This is a genomic window from Sutcliffiella deserti, from assembly GCF_020037475.1.
Classification (GTDB): Bacteria; Bacillota; Bacilli; order Bacillales; family Bacillaceae_I; genus Sutcliffiella_A; species Sutcliffiella_A deserti.
In genome coordinates this window covers 739,459-754,104 of sequence record NZ_JAIQDB010000001.1, presented here as the reverse complement: position 1 = coordinate 754,104, position 14,646 = coordinate 739,459, and the positions used below count along the sequence as shown (strand labels likewise).

The window sequence follows — 14,646 nt, the reverse complement described above, 5'->3', positions numbered from 1 at the left end:
TCATGTTAAAAGAAAAAAGAAATCTAAAGGCTGTGGCTGTGGAAAGAAAAGAATTATAACTGAAAATTAAACATTTAATGGTAAAAATCCTCTTCCATTCATATCATGAAGAATGGAAGGGGGTTTTTATATTCGAGCATTGGTATTGGTTTATTCTACTGGGGCTGGCCAGTTTCAGGCTAACAAGGTTAATAGTAAGTGATAAAATTACTTATTTCCTAAGACGTCCTTTTGTAGAAGAAGTGGAAGAAGTTGATGAGAATGGCGAAATGGAAAGCTATCTTATTATAAAAGGAAAAGGAATTCGTGCTTGGATAGGAGAACTAATAAGTTGTCATTGGTGTACAGGGGTATGGGTGACCACAGGTCTTTTTTTCTTATATAAATTCTATCCTTTCCTAGGAGAATCGGTATTAGTTATTTTTGCGGCAGCGGGAGTAGCGGGCATTGTGGAGAGTTTTGTAAATAGAAGTAATATGTGAAAGCAGCCTCATTAAGAGAGCTGCTTTATTAGTTATACATAAAATCCCCTAAAGGTAGAATATTAACAGTAGGATATTAATTTAGGGGTGATGTACGTATGAAATTTTTGAGGGTTATAATTACAGTCTTTTTTTTGATTGGGTTGCTTAGTGGGTGTGGCGGTGGAGAGGTACAAGATAGGGTGGAGGATGCGGTCACTCAAACTACTGCAAAGACAAAAGAGAAAACTGAAAAGGAACAAAGAGCAGAAGAAATAACCAAAAACATTAAAGAAGTGAAAGGCGCAATTGCTTATGATTCCAAGGATGAGTTATTAGTCGCTTTCCATGTTAATCAATTTCAGAAGTTCTTCACCGAAAAAGTAGAAAAAAAGGTCAAAAAAGCATTAGAGAAAGAATTTCCAGATGAAAAAGTGGTCGTCTCACATGATCTTAAAATTAGGTGGGAAATTGAACGTCTGCGAAGAGATATAAAAGAAAAGAATCTAAAAGAAAAAGAAATCGACAAAAGAATAAAAAAAATTGATGATTTACGAAAAGAAAAAGCATAATGAGGTGTTTTCATCTATGAGTAAAAATAGTAAGCAGCCAACACCGGAACAGAAAGCATATCAGCAATATGAGCAACAAAAAGAACTAAAAAGACCGGTTGTGAAAAATTGCATCATAGCTTTTTTAGTTGGTGGCATTTTTTGTACTGTTGGACAAGCTATCCAGCTTTGCTATATCTACTTTTTTAATTTCACAGAAGTTACAGCAGGTAATCCCACAGTAGCGACAATGATTTTTCTTGCTATGCTCTTAACAGGGTTTGGAGTGTATGACAGAATTGCTCAATTTGCTGGTGCGGGAAGTGCCGTTCCGGTAACTGGTTTTGGTAATGCTGTTATTTCAGCTTGTATTGAGCACAGGACAGAAGGGTTTGTACTTGGGGTAGGTTCTAATATGTTTAAATTGGCAGGGTCCGTTATTTTATTTGGAGTTTTTTCTGCCTTTTTAGTAGCACTAATTAAAACGATTATTATACAGTTAGGGGTCTTATAATGCTTAAAGGAAAACAGTCTTGGGTTTTTGCCAATAAACCAGTTATTCTTTCAAGTGCTGCAGTTGGCGGGCCATTTGAAGCAAATGGATTACTCTCAGATGATTTTGATTTGTTACATAAAGACTTGTGGTTTGAACAAGATAGCTATGAAAAGGCTCATAAACTTCTTTTAGAAGAAGCATGTAACAAGGCAGTAGAAAAGGCGAATGTGGAAGCGACAAATGTACAGTTTCTGCTGGCCGGTGATCTGATCAATCAAATGACACCATCTAATTTTGCCGCTGAGACACTTGGGATCCCTTATTTAGGTGTATTTGGAGCCTGTTCTACTTCCATGGAAGGGTTAGCACTTGCTAGCTTTATTGTGAATTATGGAGGAGCACAATACTGTCTTACGGGAGCCTCGAGCCATAATGCTGCAGTGGAAAAGCAGTTCCGTTATCCTACGGAATATGGAGGTCAAAAACCTCCAACTGCTCAATGGACTGTGACAGGAGCAGGAGTAGGCTTGATTAGTAATGTGGGGGTAGGGCCACATGTTACGTCTGCTACGATCGGTAAGGTTATTAACATGGGATTAAAGGACCCTTTTAACATGGGAGGAGCAATGGCCCCAGCCGCTGTGGATACCATGAAAGCTCATTTTAATGATTTAAGCAGAGATCCATCTTACTATGACCTGATTGTTACAGGTGATCTTGGGGAAATAGGAAGGCAGGTATCGCTTGATATGTTGGTAGAACAAGGATTTGCTATACAAGATCAACAGTACAAGGATTGTGGATTATTAATTTATAAAAAAGACCAGCCTGTTTTAGCAGGAGGCAGCGGTGCAGGTTGCTCGGCTACTGTCCTATATGGTCATCTCTTAAATGAAATGAGAAAAGGAAAACTGAAGAGAATTCTTGTAGTTGCAACAGGAGCCCTTCTTTCACCTTTATCCTTTCAGCAAAAAGAATCAATACCTTGTATCGCCCACGCCGTATCCATTGAGATGGGAGGAGATTCCTAATGTTTATATCCTTTTTTTGGGCGTTTGTGGTTGGAGGATTGATTTGCGTTATTGGGCAGATTATGTTCGATGTATTTAAAATGACTCCCGCACATACCTTAAGTTCTTTTGTAGTAGTAGGAGCTATCCTGGGGGGGTTTGGGTTATATGATCCTTTCATTTCATTTGCAGGTGCAGGTGCTACAATTCCGATAGTCAGTTTTGGTAACTCTCTTGTCAATGGAGCTTTAGAAGAAGCAACCCAACATGGCCTTGTTGGTGTACTTACAGGGATGTTCGAGGTAACCAGTTCAGGTATCTCAGCGGCAATTGTTTTCGGTTTTATTGGGGCACTACTATTTAAACCGAAAGGATAGATTTATATGAATGATGAAAAGTTGTTGTTAACCTATAATCTCGCTTCCTTAAAAATGATCCGCAGCCATTTACATGTCTATGCAATGGAAGCGGAGGACGAGGTTTCAAAGCAAAGTTATCATGAATCCATGATGAAAATTGATGAAATTGTTTATCAAATTAATCGAGCAATAAAAAATGAAAACCAACATTCAAGAGGTATGTGCTAAAGGAGCTGTCATTATGCCGCAATGGATTGAAATGGCTATCCGCTCTTTTACCATCATTATCGGACTTTTTATCATTACAAAGCTCCTTGGGAAAAAGCAGTTGTCCAAGCTATCTTTTTTTGAATATATTGTAGGCATTACTGTTGGTGACATTGCAGGTACCTTGTCAATTGATCCAAGTTTAGAAATTAAAAGTGGTGTTACAAGCATTTTAATTTGGGCTCTGTTTCCATTAGTTATTTCGCAAATTTCTCTTAAGTCTAAAAAGTTTAGGGATTTTTTTGAGGGGAATGCAACTGTTTTTGTAGAGAATGGTAAAATATTGGAGCGGAATCTTCAAAAAGAAAAATACTCTATTGATGAATTTATGGAACAGTTACGGAAAAAAAACATCTTTCATATCGATTCCATTGAATTTGCCACTTTGGAAGCCAATGGAGACTTTAGTGTGATGCTTAAAAAGGGTTACCAGCCACTAACATATAGCGATCTTTTTTCCAATGTCCCTCATAATCAAGTGCCACAGACGGTGATAATGGATGGAGACATATTGGATGAATCACTAGGTAAACTTGGTTTGAATAGAGGCTGGTTAAAAGCCGAGTTAGAGAAGCAACAAGTGTTACAAGAAAGTGTTTTCCTGGCACAAGTTGATTCGGACGGAAAATTAATTATGGATTTATATGATGACAAGATAACTCCTGTAGAAATGAAAGAAAAAGAACTTATCCTACTTACTTTAGAAAAATGTGTGGCGGACTTTGCTTATCTACAAGTGATCGCACCATATGAAGATCAGAAGCAATTTTTTAAAAAGATTGAAGTTACCTTGAATACCATTAAAGGAAATTTGCTTCCATTATTAAAAGATTAACGTCACTAAGCTTATGTTTTCATCATACGGTAGGGTTAGAGGTGAATAATGTGAGTGAATATGACTTTGGTGAAGAACATTTAAAATTTATGTTTGAGCGGTGGAGAATTAAAGCAAAGTTAGCGGAAACAGAGAAGCAAGGAGAGAAGAATATAACAAGTGCTGAAGAATTGATTCAACAAGCAGACTGGCTTGAATCTCGATTAAATAGGTACATGGGCAATTTGGAGAATTGGATGGAAGGATCTAAGGAAAAACTTAAAGAATAAAAATATTGTCATTTATAAAGAAGCAGATGAAAGATAGGTAAAATCCTATCTTTTCATGTGCTTTTTCTATTTTAAGGTACGTGCTGACCACTCCCGGCAGAAAGGAACCACCTGATAGGGAGATTAACAGGGAGTAAAACAAAACCCCACAGTTTCAACTTTACCACCCTCCGGTGAGCCTTTTCCTTTGTTCGGGGGTCTCATTGTGCTGGATTGAGACCCTTAGGTGCTGGTTTTTCTTCAGTCGATGGTCTCAATGTGCCGGATTGAGACCATCGGGTGCTGACTTTTTTACGGTCGATGGTCTCAATGTGCTGGATTGAGACCCTCGTGTGCCGCTTTTCCAACGATCGATGGTCTCAATGTGCTGGAATGAGACCCTCGGATGCCGCTTTTCCATCATTCGATGGTCTCATTACCCTCAATTGAACCCCTAGGTTGCCACTTTTCCATCCATCGATGGTGTCATCCCCCGCATTAAGAGTCTAGGTGCACTTTCTCCTTCGTTTCGTAGTTTTCTTACAAAAATATATAAAAGACCAACCATTGTTCTTTTGCCCATACCATTTAAAAAATAAGACATATAGTAATAAGGAATCTTCATTAAGGAGGTGCAAGATTATGGGTTACTATGGTGGCTATCCTTATGGTGTAGGTGGAGCAGGTTATGGCTGTGGAGGTAATACCGGCGGTACGTTTGTACTAATCGTCGTTCTATTCATTCTGTTAATTATTGTTGGAGCTTCAAAATTCCATTAATAAAAAGAAATAAATAGAAAAGTACGGTTTTAGCCGTACTTTTCTGTTTCCTTTTATTCGTTATTTAAATTACAGAGCTTTTTGAGTTCTATTTTTAAGTCACCATCAAATGCAAACAGACATATATTGTGGTATATCCGGGAGGAGGATGTTAGGTGGATAATCATTTATTCAAAGGTATAGAAAAGAAAACAGGTGTAAATATGAAGGATGTTTTTGAGCTGGCTAACTCGATGCAAAATGCTAATTTCAAAGACGAACAAACAGTACGTAATTTAGTCGGCCGTGTCGCAACTTTAGCAAACCGCAAGGTTCCAAAAGAGTTGGAAGATAAGATTGTAAATACATTGATTAATGGAAATAAACCAGTAGACATGGGAACTATTTCTAAAATGCTGAATGAAAAGAAAAAATAGCTAAAAAGAAAAAAATATCTGCCATCCTTTATTTGGAGTGTGGGAGATATTTTTTTCTATGCTAAACCAAATCCTTATAAAATTGTCTTCAAATTCTCCAGTATAAGCTTACGATCTCCATCCTTTATGATATGGGAGGCTGCTTCTTTGGCCATCTGCAAGTATTCTTCTTTTAAATCATATTGGCTCAAGAGACTATAAGCTCTTGCCATCGCCTCATACGCAAACGCTAAATCAAAATCTTCAATCTTATGCTCCAAACAAATCGAAAGGTTCCGTTTAGCATGTACCAATGAGGACTCTGCTCTCCCTATTACTGCGTACACCCGTGAAATTTGCCACTCACCCCGTGAAAAATTTACAGGTTCCCCTATCTCAGTCCAATGATATCGAGAGGCATGTGCCTTATGTATCATAAGAAAGTCTTCCTCTTCCGTACGATCTTCCTTTTCCAAGAGGTCCCACACTTGATTAAATAACTGTATTGCCTGATTGCGATGAAATTCTGTCCATTGAGCTTTTTCGTGTAATATGTTTGTCATCAGAAACCCCTTATAAGCTTTTATATGTATAGGTTAAATAATACCATCAAATAGTACATAACATAATATTATTTGCAGTGTTAATCTGAATGTTCCAGATGCTGAGTAGTTCTTCTTTTATTAATTTCTTCTTTTAACAACTGAATAAAATGTAAATCTAATTTTAAATCTTTTGCCTGTTTATAGGCAATGCGAAGTGACTCATTTGATAAGCATTTTATCGAACAGGGACTCTTGATTTGATGCACTTAAAAGATCAAACTCCTTCCAATATGGCGAAATAAGCAGCCGTCATATAAATCCTAATAAGTGGTAAATACCCAGACTGTCATTTTTCAAACGCTTTCCAAATAAGTTATGAAAAAATATGCTGATTCAGAAAACATCGGTACAGCCACTAAAAAAGCAACCCCATTAAAGGGATTGCATGAGTGGTTATAGAATATCTCTAATAAATCTAGTTATATATGCTTTTTTACCACGTCTATTTTCCGGTACCGATATGTATAGTGCTTCTTGAGCTCTTGTCATCGCAACATATAGTAAACGGCGTTCTTCTTCTAGTGCGTGTTGATCTCCATTGCGAAACGATTCTAGTGAAAAATCATGAGGTAAACTGCCATCAACAGCACTAAGTAAAAATACTTGTTTGTATTCGAGTCCTTTGGAACGGTGAATAGTAGACAATTGTATGGCATTTGAATGTTTTTTGCTAAGCTTCTTCATTTCATCTGTTTTAGCAATCATGTCATCCACATGCTCTAAAAAGCTGACAGTTGAATTGAATTTCTTGGCGACAACTTTTAAGTCGCGTATATCATCTGATCCTTTTTCGAGAGAATTACCTTCATTGCCACGCTTTTTAATATAATCATCAAAGCCCATGTCTTTCTCAATCATCTCTAGAGCAACAGAAGGTGTTACTGTCTTTAATACAGAAAACATCGGGATGATTTTTTTTATCTTTTTTAACTGAAAAGGCTGAAGATTACTTAAACTGCTTAGAGCTCTTACAAGACTGCAATCCTCTAGAATACTAAGAGCTTTGGCGTCTTGGAGACTGGATTGTTTTAAAAAGAGAGCAGGTAATATATTGGAAAGGGCTTGCACGTCATTAGGGTCATTACTTAACCGTAAAAAACCAAGAATTCCTTTTACAATACGACGATTGTAGAAGCTTTCATAATCCTGATCAAGGGAAAAAGGAAGACCAGACTGGGAAAGGCGTTCGAAGATGGCCCTTGCTGCACTGTGAGTCCGATATAATATCGCGAAATTTTTTGGTGCGGCTCCTTTTTTTATTTGTTGTTTCATATCCCAGACAATCATGGTTGCCTCTTCTTCTTCATCGTAAGGGTAGAAGAGCACCGGGTATGATTTATTGTCGTATCCTGCTAACATACGTTTTTGTTTTCGTCCTTTATTTTTAGCTATAACAAGATTGGAAGCTGCCACAATACCATGGCTCGAACGATAGTTGTTGGAAAGTGTCACAATTTTGGTATGTGGAAAATCTATATGATAGTTAAGAATGAAATCGGGACTGCTTCCACGAAAAGCATAGATAGATTGGTCATCGTCCCCAACTGCACATATATTTCCATCGAGTGCGAGCAATTTTATCGTTTCATATTGTACTTTATTAATATCTTGAAATTCATCAATCAGGAAGTACTTAAAACGAGCTTGATATTTTGCTAGCAAGTCAGGATTATTTGCTAAAAGCTCGTAACACCCCATGAGCATATCATCAAAATCAAATACCTGTTTTTCTTTTTTCCAATCTTCGTAGTCTTGATAAAGAGAAAGAATTTGCTCTTCAAGCTTATTATTCGCTTTTACCTTTTTAGGAAGAAGCATATTATTTTTCCAAAACCCGATTTGTTGAATAGCTTGATCAAAAGGAAAGTCCTTTTCATCAAGTCCAAGTTTGCGACCGGCCTGCTTAAGAAATTGCTCTTTTTGCCAATCCCATTTTAGAAGATTATCACCATTCCAACGGGTAGGGTGGTCGTGTGATAGGATTTTGTAGAAAATACTATGAAAAGTGCCAGTGACCAGGGATGAAATTTTACGAGAATGCTGGTCTTCAAAGAGTCGTAATCTATTTTTCATTTCATTGGCCGCTTTTGCAGTAAAAGTGATCAACATAATCGAACGCGGGTCTATTGCATGTTCCTGTACCATATAGGCAACGCGGGTTGTTAAGACACGGGTTTTTCCGCTGCCTGCTCCTGCAAGTACAAGCAATGGCCCATCTATCGAAGAAGCAGCTTCCTGTTGAAAGGAATCTAAGTAAATATGTCTTTGTTGTAGCCGATCAAAAAAACTACTTAAAACAGGTGATGTTTTTGACACTTCTTTTGTAAAAATCGGAAGATGGGAGAGGACTTTTGGTTCTTTCCAATCTAATTTTTTTGTATCTTGTGAAGAGGGAGAGATGGCACGTGATTTTGGGTAACGAAATCCATCCCGCTCCACATACTCTTCAGCTAAAGTGATAGCGGCTTCTTTTTGTGTTTTTCGTTCTATATTTTCATGAGATATGTCTTCATTGATATGAAAAAATTGAGGTTCTTTCCATATACCAAGATAGAGCTGAACTTTTTCTCCGCAAGTGGAGCATGTAAGAGTCCCTTTGATACCTGCTTCATGAATTTCCTGATAGCGTTCTCTTGTTATATTATCTAAATGGATGTTACGTTCATTCCAAATGGCAGACTTCATAAGATATGTACTCCTTTTTACCGTCAATCTTTCTCATATTAACACATAAACTATAGAGAAAACATCTGACTTCAATAAGTTTGTTTTTTTCAAATTAAGGGAAAAAATAAGTAAAGGAGTGATTATTAATGGGGTATGTCTTACCAGTACAAATGGATACGTATACACAATATGCTAATCGGACAGCTTCTACTAAAGAATATATAAAGCTAGATCCAGTAGTTAAACCAACTTTTTATCGTGTCGACTCCCAATATTCCTGGGAGGATATTCAAAAGAATAATCATAGCAGATTGGTTGAACGAAAAAGGGAAGAACAAACAAAGCAGATTAGTGATCGATTGCTTTTTGATATAACAGGAAAAGGAAGATATATTAACGAGTCTATCTAGAGGCTCGAATGAAAAGGACGGGTATCTAATGGTGTTTCATTCCATCACGGACAAAGCCGGGTATTTCCCTGGGGTGGTTAATATAGGATATATTAGATTATCGAAAAAAGAAGGGATGCTTATTGATGCCGGTTTAGAGGACCAGACGATGAAAAAGGTTATTAAAGAAGCACAAAAGATGGAAATACCAATTACCCACCTTTTTATTACTCACGCACATGCAGATCATTATGGTGGAGCTGCCTATCTACAGCAGGAATACCAGGTTTATACTATTTCCCCTGTCTTTGAGGCAGCGATCCTCCAACACCCGATGATTGAGCCGCTATATTTATTTCATGGTGTCCAGCCACTAAAGTCATGGAGAAATAAATTTCTTGAAGGAAAAGCGGTAAGGGTTGACCTTGTGCTGGAAGAAGAGGGAACAGTTCAACTAGCAGATACATCTATAGAAACCATTGCGCTTCCTGGTCATAGTTACAATCAATTTGGTGTCATTTATGACGAGGTTCTTTTTGCAGGAGATGGATACTTCGGAGTGGAATCTTTACACAAGCATCGAATTCCATATATTGTCGATGCCCATCAGACAATACAATCCATTGAAAAATTAAAAAAACTTTCATGCAAAGGAGCAGTTCCAGGACATGGAAGCTTTGAAGAGAATATTAAGTTAACCTTGGAAGAAAATCTTAAGGTACACAAAGAAATTGAAAATCTCCTATATGAAATGATCAGAGAAAGCCCAGAAGGTATTTCTTTGGATATGCTCATTACAAAAGCCTGTAGAGAAAAAGAAATTATGATAAAAAACACGTCTTCTTATATGTTATTTCGTACTGCCATAACGGCCTACCTAACAAAACTGATGAGGGAGAACAAGGTAGACCTATTAGTAAAGCATAATCAATTATTAGTAGAATCACTTTCTAAATAAGGAATGGCAAACAATGGATTGGCTTCTTCCCATTCAGCATAAATGATGTCGCGCGGCGTATGATATCCTAGTTTTTTTATTTCTGTTAGAAGCCATTGCTCCGTGAGGTTTGTTTCTTTTAGGTTGTCGGAAAGTATTTGTCCATCGGAAATTAAAGGGATGGCAAGGGTTACTTTCTTTTCCGGAATATTTAAGTCGGAATTGTAGGGTTGGGCATATCTGTGTTTTTTAAGAACGCTCACTGTTCCGTCTGTTTCTAATATGGCGTATTCCACTTCTTTTATGGAAAATGCTCCTTTGGAACGCAACAAGTGGCGAAGTTGATCGATATCGAGCTTTGCTTTTTTTAACTCTTTTTTTACAATCTGTCCCTTATGTATAACCATGGATGGGCTGCCTTCTAAAAAAACACGTGTTTTCCCCCACTTTTGTGTAATAAGCTCCAGTAAAAAAATGAGAATCCCCCATAGTGCTACCGTGAAAAGGATCTTACCTACACCAACCTCATCATCATACAGTGCATTACCAACTAATTCTCCTAATACCAGAGCAGAGATAAAGTCAAAAGGGGTAATTTGAGTAATCTGTGTTTTACCCAAAACTTGTGTGATGACAAAAAGAGCGATAAATCCAATTATTAACTCAACTGTAATTTGTCCATATTCCATCATAAATTAGCTTCACCCTTCATTCGTTATCCTCCAAATAGTTTGCACAAAATAAGGAAGCATTATGAAGTATATTTAAATTCTGGCTCTGTTAAAGTTGAGTTTTGATAATTACGCCATTCTAGTGATGATTGGAGCAAAAGGAGGCGGCTCCAACGGGAAATAGCCGTAGACGGCAGACAACGCAGGATTGCCGGAGGCTCCAGCACCGCCCCGTGGGAAGCGTAGCCTTTTGCGGCTATCAACAGCGGCGTTTAACACAGCTAAATTGTTAACAGGGCTGCTACATAACAGATGAATATAAAAATGGATGCACCTACACAGTAATCTGTATAGGTGCATCCATTTATAGTTTTTTTGTCATTGTTACATGTGGTATACCCGCGTCCATAAATAAGCCTGATACCGTTTCATAGCCTAACTTGGAATAAAAACCTTCTGCATGGGTTTGGGCATTGAGTTTTAAAGTAGAAATGCCTTTCTCTTTGGCAAAGTTTTCAATGGCATTCATAATTAAGCGCCCTGCACCTTTGGCAACTCGGTGAGAGGGGAGTACACAAATTCGCTCTACCTTACCGATTCCTTGCAGAACCCGAAAGCGTCCTGCTCCAACAGCTTGATTCTGATCATAAAGGACGAAATGTGCTGCCTCTTTTTCAAATTCATCGATTTCTTCTTCTAAAGGAACTAATTGTTCTTCTACAAATACAGTTTTACGAACAGAATATGCATCTTGTAGTGCCTGCTCATTTTCTACTAATTTTACTTGCAAGGTTCAGCAATCCTTTCCAAAACGAAACGTTTCATATACTGTCCACATACCATCTTCTAATTGGTATAACAAATGAAAGCGATCTGCCACTTCTTCATGCTCGATTTCTGTCATTTTAAGGGACCCTAATACATCAGAATGTTCATCGTCTGATAAATTTTGTCCAATTGTAATGTGAGGAACATAAGAATACTCGCGGTTATCTTCAAAATAGCCCATTCCAGCGTGCAATTTTTCATGAAGTGATAGCAATTCCTCATCAGGATCTACCTTGAGATAAATCACGTTATTAACTGGGACAAATGAACTGACTTTATGGATATTTATAGAGATAGGTGGGGTTTCTTTAGCAATTGAACTAAGCTCCTCCGTTACCGCTCTCATGTCTGATTCATTAATCTCAAAAGCAGTCTTTAATGTGATATGTGGCGGAATCAATGCGTAATGAGCATCATAGCGTTTACGATAAGAATTCGCAAAATCCTGTAATTTTTTTGATGGAAAAATAGCAATACCATATTTCATCCAATATCCCTCCTACATTTGCTAAAAATTTATAAACACATCGGAAAAACTTTTCTTTATTTTATCGCAGTTTTACGATAATTGATAGAAAAGAATTCTGAAAATTACTTAAGAAGAAAGCATTCTTGGCAAGGCTTTTTTTAAGTCAGGCTGCCAGTAAGTCCAAGTATGGGTTCCTTCGAATTCATCATAAATAACAGAATAATTCTTGTCTTTCATTAAAGTATGTAATTTCCGGTTCGGCTCAACAAAATCCTTCTTCTTGCCATCTGTGGTGGGGACTGCTGTTTCTTTAGTACCTATAACATGGTAGAGCGATAGTAGGGAAGTGTCTTGAAATTCCTCTATCTTACTTAATACTGACTCATCGACATACGGAGATTGCATAATTACTTTCCCGAACGTATGAGGATAGGAAAGAGCGGCAGTAAGTGATACTGTTGCACCTAAAGAGCTTCCGATTAATGCACGACCCATCCCCATTTGATAGGAAGGATATTCTTGATCAATATATGGTGTTAGTTCGTGAGCCAAAAAGCGTATATAGGCACCTTGCTTACTTCCTTCTGGGTGATATTTATCTCTGCGATCTTGTACAGTCTTATAAGGTATACCGATAATTATCGTGTTTTGAATTTCTTGGTTCTCTAACAGTTCATCCGCTAAACTACCTATTCTACCTAATGTGAAGTAGTCTTTGCCGTCTTGGGCAATGAGTAGATTGTATTTATAAAGTGGCGAAAAATTCGCTGGTGTATAAACCATTAAGGTTATTTCTTCTTGTAATTCGTTGCTATATAAAGTTTTTTCTTCGATGCGGCCAAATGCCTTTTTCATCCCTATTTAACCTCCTATGATGTCTTATTCCACTCTAGCAAGCGCTTTATAACCAATCATATCATATTCTTTAAAAAAAGTAGGAAAGGTTCGCTTGTTGTAAGGAGGAAAATATTTTTTTTGCTGTCAATATATTGACGAATAAAACATACGTTATATAATAGTTCTTATTCCTATTATTCCGATTAAGCTTATAAGAATTAAAGAAGCGGGTGAAACAATGTTTTTAAAACTTTCCAATATAACCAAACGATACATGCAAAATAATGAAGAAAATCTCGTGCTTTCCTCTATAAATGTGGATATTACAGAAGGTGAATTTGTGTCCATCCTTGGGCCTTCTGGTTGCGGAAAATCCACTCTTCTTTCGATGGTGGCAGGTCTTTTAAAACCTACAACCGGAGAAATCCGACTTCAGGACTCAGTTATTAAGAAGCCTGGAAAGGACAGAGGAATGGTCTTTCAGCAGGCTGCTCTATTTCCATGGATGACAGTGGAAGAAAATGTCCTATTTGCCATTCGGGATATTAAAAATAAAAGTGAACGCTTTGCCAGAGCGCATCTTTATTTAAAAATGGTACAGCTAGGAAGTAACCTTACTCAATATCCTCATGAATTATCAGGAGGAATGCAGCAAAGAGTGGCCATCGCACGTGCCCTTGCAATGGATCCGACCATCCTTCTTATGGATGAACCATTTGGTGCTTTGGATGAACAGACCAGATTACGCCTTCAGCAAGAGCTTGAAGGAATTTGGCTGCAAACAAATAAAACGGTGTTATTTGTTACACATAGCATTCATGAATCACTTAAGCTTTCGGATAGGATTCTCGTGATGGGAACAAGACCAGGCACAATTATTGCAGACATTAAAGTCAATTTACCAAGACCGCGACTAAGAACTGATGAAGAAGTTGCCGCCTTAGAAGCTGAAATTAGCAGTATGTTAGAAAAAGAAATAGATAAAGTGGTAAAAGAGGAGTTAAAGCAATGAATCCAAATTTAAAACGATTAGTATTCTTTGTCTCTCTCTTCTTAATTTGGGAGGTGGCAGTACGAATTATCGGCTGGTCACCGGCTGTAATGCCAAAACCGACAGATGTAGCAGAGGCACTATATAACGGCTTTGCCGATAAAACCTTACTTTATGATCTTCTAGCAAGCTTTAAACGATTAGCAGTTGGATTAGGGATAGCATTAGTACTTGGAACACTGCTTGGTATATGGTTAGCAAAATCTAAATCTGCAGACGAAACACTTGGGACGTTAGTTCTTGCGTTGCAAAGTGTTCCAAGCATTGTTTGGTTGCCACTTGCCATCATCTGGTTTGGTTTTAACGAAACAGCGATTATTTTTATCGTAACCCTGGGTGGTACCTTAGTTATGACCATCAATATGAGAATGGGGATCAAAAGTGTTCCGCCGCTTTATATTAAAGCAGCTTCAACCATGGGGGCTACAGGTATTGAAATGTTCTGGAAGATAATATTGCCGGCATCTGTACCATACGCAGTAACAGGTGCAAGACTGGCATGGGCATTTGCTTGGAGAGCACTTATGGCAGCGGAACTCCTAAGCATGGGACCTGGATTAGGTTATACATTGAAGTATGCTGCTGACTTTGGTCAGATGAGTTTAGTGTTTGGTGTTATTATTATCATTTGTGTCATTGGATCATTCGTAGATCTAGTAATCTTTCAGCGATTTGAGAAAAATGTAATCCGACGCTGGGGCTTGGATTCATAAGGTTGACTTTTACACTGGTATATCATTATCCGTTATGGGAAAAGGTTCATTCATAATAAGAGAGTATTGGGAGGAAG

Annotated in this window: 21 protein-coding genes; 14 read left to right on the top strand and 7 right to left on the bottom strand. The window is 37.7% G+C overall.

The features are described 5' to 3' along the window. Positions 1-77: 77 nt before the first annotated feature. The 10 genes from K9B36_RS03730 to K9B36_RS03685 all read left to right on the top strand — a co-directional run bounded on the left by K9B36_RS03730 (position 78) and on the right by K9B36_RS03685 (position 5,423). Entirely contained in the window at positions 78-482 is a 405-nt protein-coding gene (locus tag K9B36_RS03730; RefSeq protein ID WP_223700650.1) for a DUF1360 domain-containing protein, read from the top strand. Between the two features lie 98 nt (positions 483-580). Continuing rightward, positions 581-1,033 (top strand): YhcN/YlaJ family sporulation lipoprotein, encoded by a 453-nt coding sequence (locus K9B36_RS03725; RefSeq protein WP_223700649.1) that lies wholly within the window; start codon positions 581-583, stop codon positions 1,031-1,033. Between the two features lie 16 nt (positions 1,034-1,049). After that, positions 1,050-1,526 (top strand): stage V sporulation protein AC, encoded by a 477-nt coding sequence (gene spoVAC, locus K9B36_RS03720; RefSeq protein ID WP_223700648.1) that lies wholly within the window; start codon positions 1,050-1,052, stop codon positions 1,524-1,526. Next, positions 1,526-2,539 (top strand): stage V sporulation protein AD, encoded by a 1,014-nt coding sequence (gene spoVAD / locus K9B36_RS03715; protein WP_223700647.1) that lies wholly within the window; start codon positions 1,526-1,528, stop codon positions 2,537-2,539. Before spoVAC ends, spoVAD begins: the two co-directional genes overlap by 1 nt. Beyond that, positions 2,539-2,895, top strand: a complete 357-nt coding sequence (gene spoVAE, locus K9B36_RS03710) for a stage V sporulation protein AE (RefSeq protein WP_223700646.1) — start codon at positions 2,539-2,541, stop codon at positions 2,893-2,895. The genes spoVAD and spoVAE overlap by 1 nt, the downstream gene beginning before the upstream one ends. Before the next feature lie 6 nt (positions 2,896-2,901). Further along, positions 2,902-3,105, top strand: a complete 204-nt coding sequence (locus tag K9B36_RS03705) for a DUF1657 domain-containing protein (protein WP_223700645.1) — start codon at positions 2,902-2,904, stop codon at positions 3,103-3,105. A gap of 13 nt (positions 3,106-3,118) precedes the next feature. Then, positions 3,119-3,979: a DUF421 domain-containing protein gene (locus K9B36_RS03700; RefSeq protein WP_223700644.1), complete on the top strand. Its 861-nt coding sequence runs from the start codon at positions 3,119-3,121 to the stop codon at positions 3,977-3,979. Between the two features lie 50 nt (positions 3,980-4,029). Beyond that, a complete protein-coding gene (locus K9B36_RS03695) occupies positions 4,030-4,248 on the top strand; it encodes a hypothetical protein (RefSeq protein ID WP_223700643.1) in 219 nt (72 codons plus the stop codon). A 621-nt stretch (positions 4,249-4,869) separates the two neighbouring features. Further along, positions 4,870-5,007, top strand: coding sequence for a YjcZ family sporulation protein (locus tag K9B36_RS03690; RefSeq protein WP_223700642.1), 138 nt, complete (start codon positions 4,870-4,872; stop codon positions 5,005-5,007). Positions 5,008-5,162: 155 nt separating this feature from the next. Further along, positions 5,163-5,423, top strand: a complete 261-nt coding sequence (locus K9B36_RS03685) for a stage VI sporulation protein F (RefSeq protein WP_223700641.1) — start codon at positions 5,163-5,165, stop codon at positions 5,421-5,423. A gap of 74 nt (positions 5,424-5,497) precedes the next feature. Here the strand turns inward: K9B36_RS03685 and K9B36_RS03680 are convergent, their stop codons facing one another. From K9B36_RS03680 to K9B36_RS03670, 3 genes are all read right to left on the bottom strand, one after another. Next, the gene (locus tag K9B36_RS03680; protein ID WP_223700640.1) at positions 5,498-5,965 is read right to left on the bottom strand and encodes a hypothetical protein; all 468 of its coding nucleotides are present in this window, start codon (positions 5,963-5,965) and stop codon (positions 5,498-5,500) included. A gap of 80 nt (positions 5,966-6,045) precedes the next feature. After that, positions 6,046-6,213 carry a sporulation histidine kinase inhibitor Sda gene (sda, locus tag K9B36_RS17030; RefSeq protein WP_223700639.1) on the bottom strand — a complete coding sequence of 56 codons (168 nt, stop codon included), beginning with the start codon at positions 6,211-6,213 and terminating at the stop codon, positions 6,046-6,048. Positions 6,214-6,400: 187 nt separating this feature from the next. Next, positions 6,401-8,692, bottom strand: coding sequence for an ATP-dependent helicase (locus tag K9B36_RS03670; RefSeq protein ID WP_223700638.1), 2,292 nt, complete (start codon positions 8,690-8,692; stop codon positions 6,401-6,403). A gap of 128 nt (positions 8,693-8,820) precedes the next feature. Here K9B36_RS03670 and K9B36_RS03665 point away from each other — a divergent pair, with 128 nt between their 5' ends. Both K9B36_RS03665 and K9B36_RS03660 read left to right on the top strand, forming a co-directional pair. Next, the gene (locus K9B36_RS03665; protein WP_223700637.1) at positions 8,821-9,084 is read left to right on the top strand and encodes a hypothetical protein; all 264 of its coding nucleotides are present in this window, start codon (positions 8,821-8,823) and stop codon (positions 9,082-9,084) included. A gap of 28 nt (positions 9,085-9,112) precedes the next feature. Further along, positions 9,113-10,021 carry an MBL fold metallo-hydrolase gene (locus K9B36_RS03660; protein ID WP_223700636.1) on the top strand — a complete coding sequence of 303 codons (909 nt, stop codon included), beginning with the start codon at positions 9,113-9,115 and terminating at the stop codon, positions 10,019-10,021. On the opposite strand, the gene K9B36_RS03655 is transcribed toward K9B36_RS03660, so the two are convergent. The 4 genes from K9B36_RS03655 to K9B36_RS03640 all read right to left on the bottom strand — a co-directional run bounded on the left by K9B36_RS03655 (position 9,991) and on the right by K9B36_RS03640 (position 12,823). Further along, the gene (locus tag K9B36_RS03655) at positions 9,991-10,692 is read right to left on the bottom strand and encodes a DUF421 domain-containing protein (protein WP_223700635.1); all 702 of its coding nucleotides are present in this window, start codon (positions 10,690-10,692) and stop codon (positions 9,991-9,993) included. The two genes, K9B36_RS03660 and K9B36_RS03655, sit on opposite strands and share 31 nt — an antisense overlap. Before the next feature lie 343 nt (positions 10,693-11,035). Further along, the gene (locus tag K9B36_RS03650; RefSeq protein WP_223700634.1) at positions 11,036-11,461 is read right to left on the bottom strand and encodes a GNAT family N-acetyltransferase; all 426 of its coding nucleotides are present in this window, start codon (positions 11,459-11,461) and stop codon (positions 11,036-11,038) included. A 3-nt stretch (positions 11,462-11,464) separates the two neighbouring features. Beyond that, positions 11,465-11,986: a YjcG family protein gene (locus K9B36_RS03645; protein WP_223700633.1), complete on the bottom strand. Its 522-nt coding sequence runs from the start codon at positions 11,984-11,986 to the stop codon at positions 11,465-11,467. A 108-nt stretch (positions 11,987-12,094) separates the two neighbouring features. After that, positions 12,095-12,823 carry an alpha/beta hydrolase gene (locus K9B36_RS03640; protein ID WP_223700632.1) on the bottom strand — a complete coding sequence of 243 codons (729 nt, stop codon included), beginning with the start codon at positions 12,821-12,823 and terminating at the stop codon, positions 12,095-12,097. A 220-nt stretch (positions 12,824-13,043) separates the two neighbouring features. On the opposite strand from K9B36_RS03640, the gene K9B36_RS03635 reads away from it, so the two are divergent. Beyond that, positions 13,044-13,817: an ABC transporter ATP-binding protein gene (locus K9B36_RS03635; protein ID WP_223700631.1), complete on the top strand. Its 774-nt coding sequence runs from the start codon at positions 13,044-13,046 to the stop codon at positions 13,815-13,817. Further along, a complete protein-coding gene (locus tag K9B36_RS03630; protein WP_223700630.1) occupies positions 13,814-14,569 on the top strand; it encodes an ABC transporter permease in 756 nt (251 codons plus the stop codon). Before K9B36_RS03635 ends, K9B36_RS03630 begins: the two co-directional genes overlap by 4 nt. Positions 14,570-14,646: the final 77 nt, after the last annotated feature.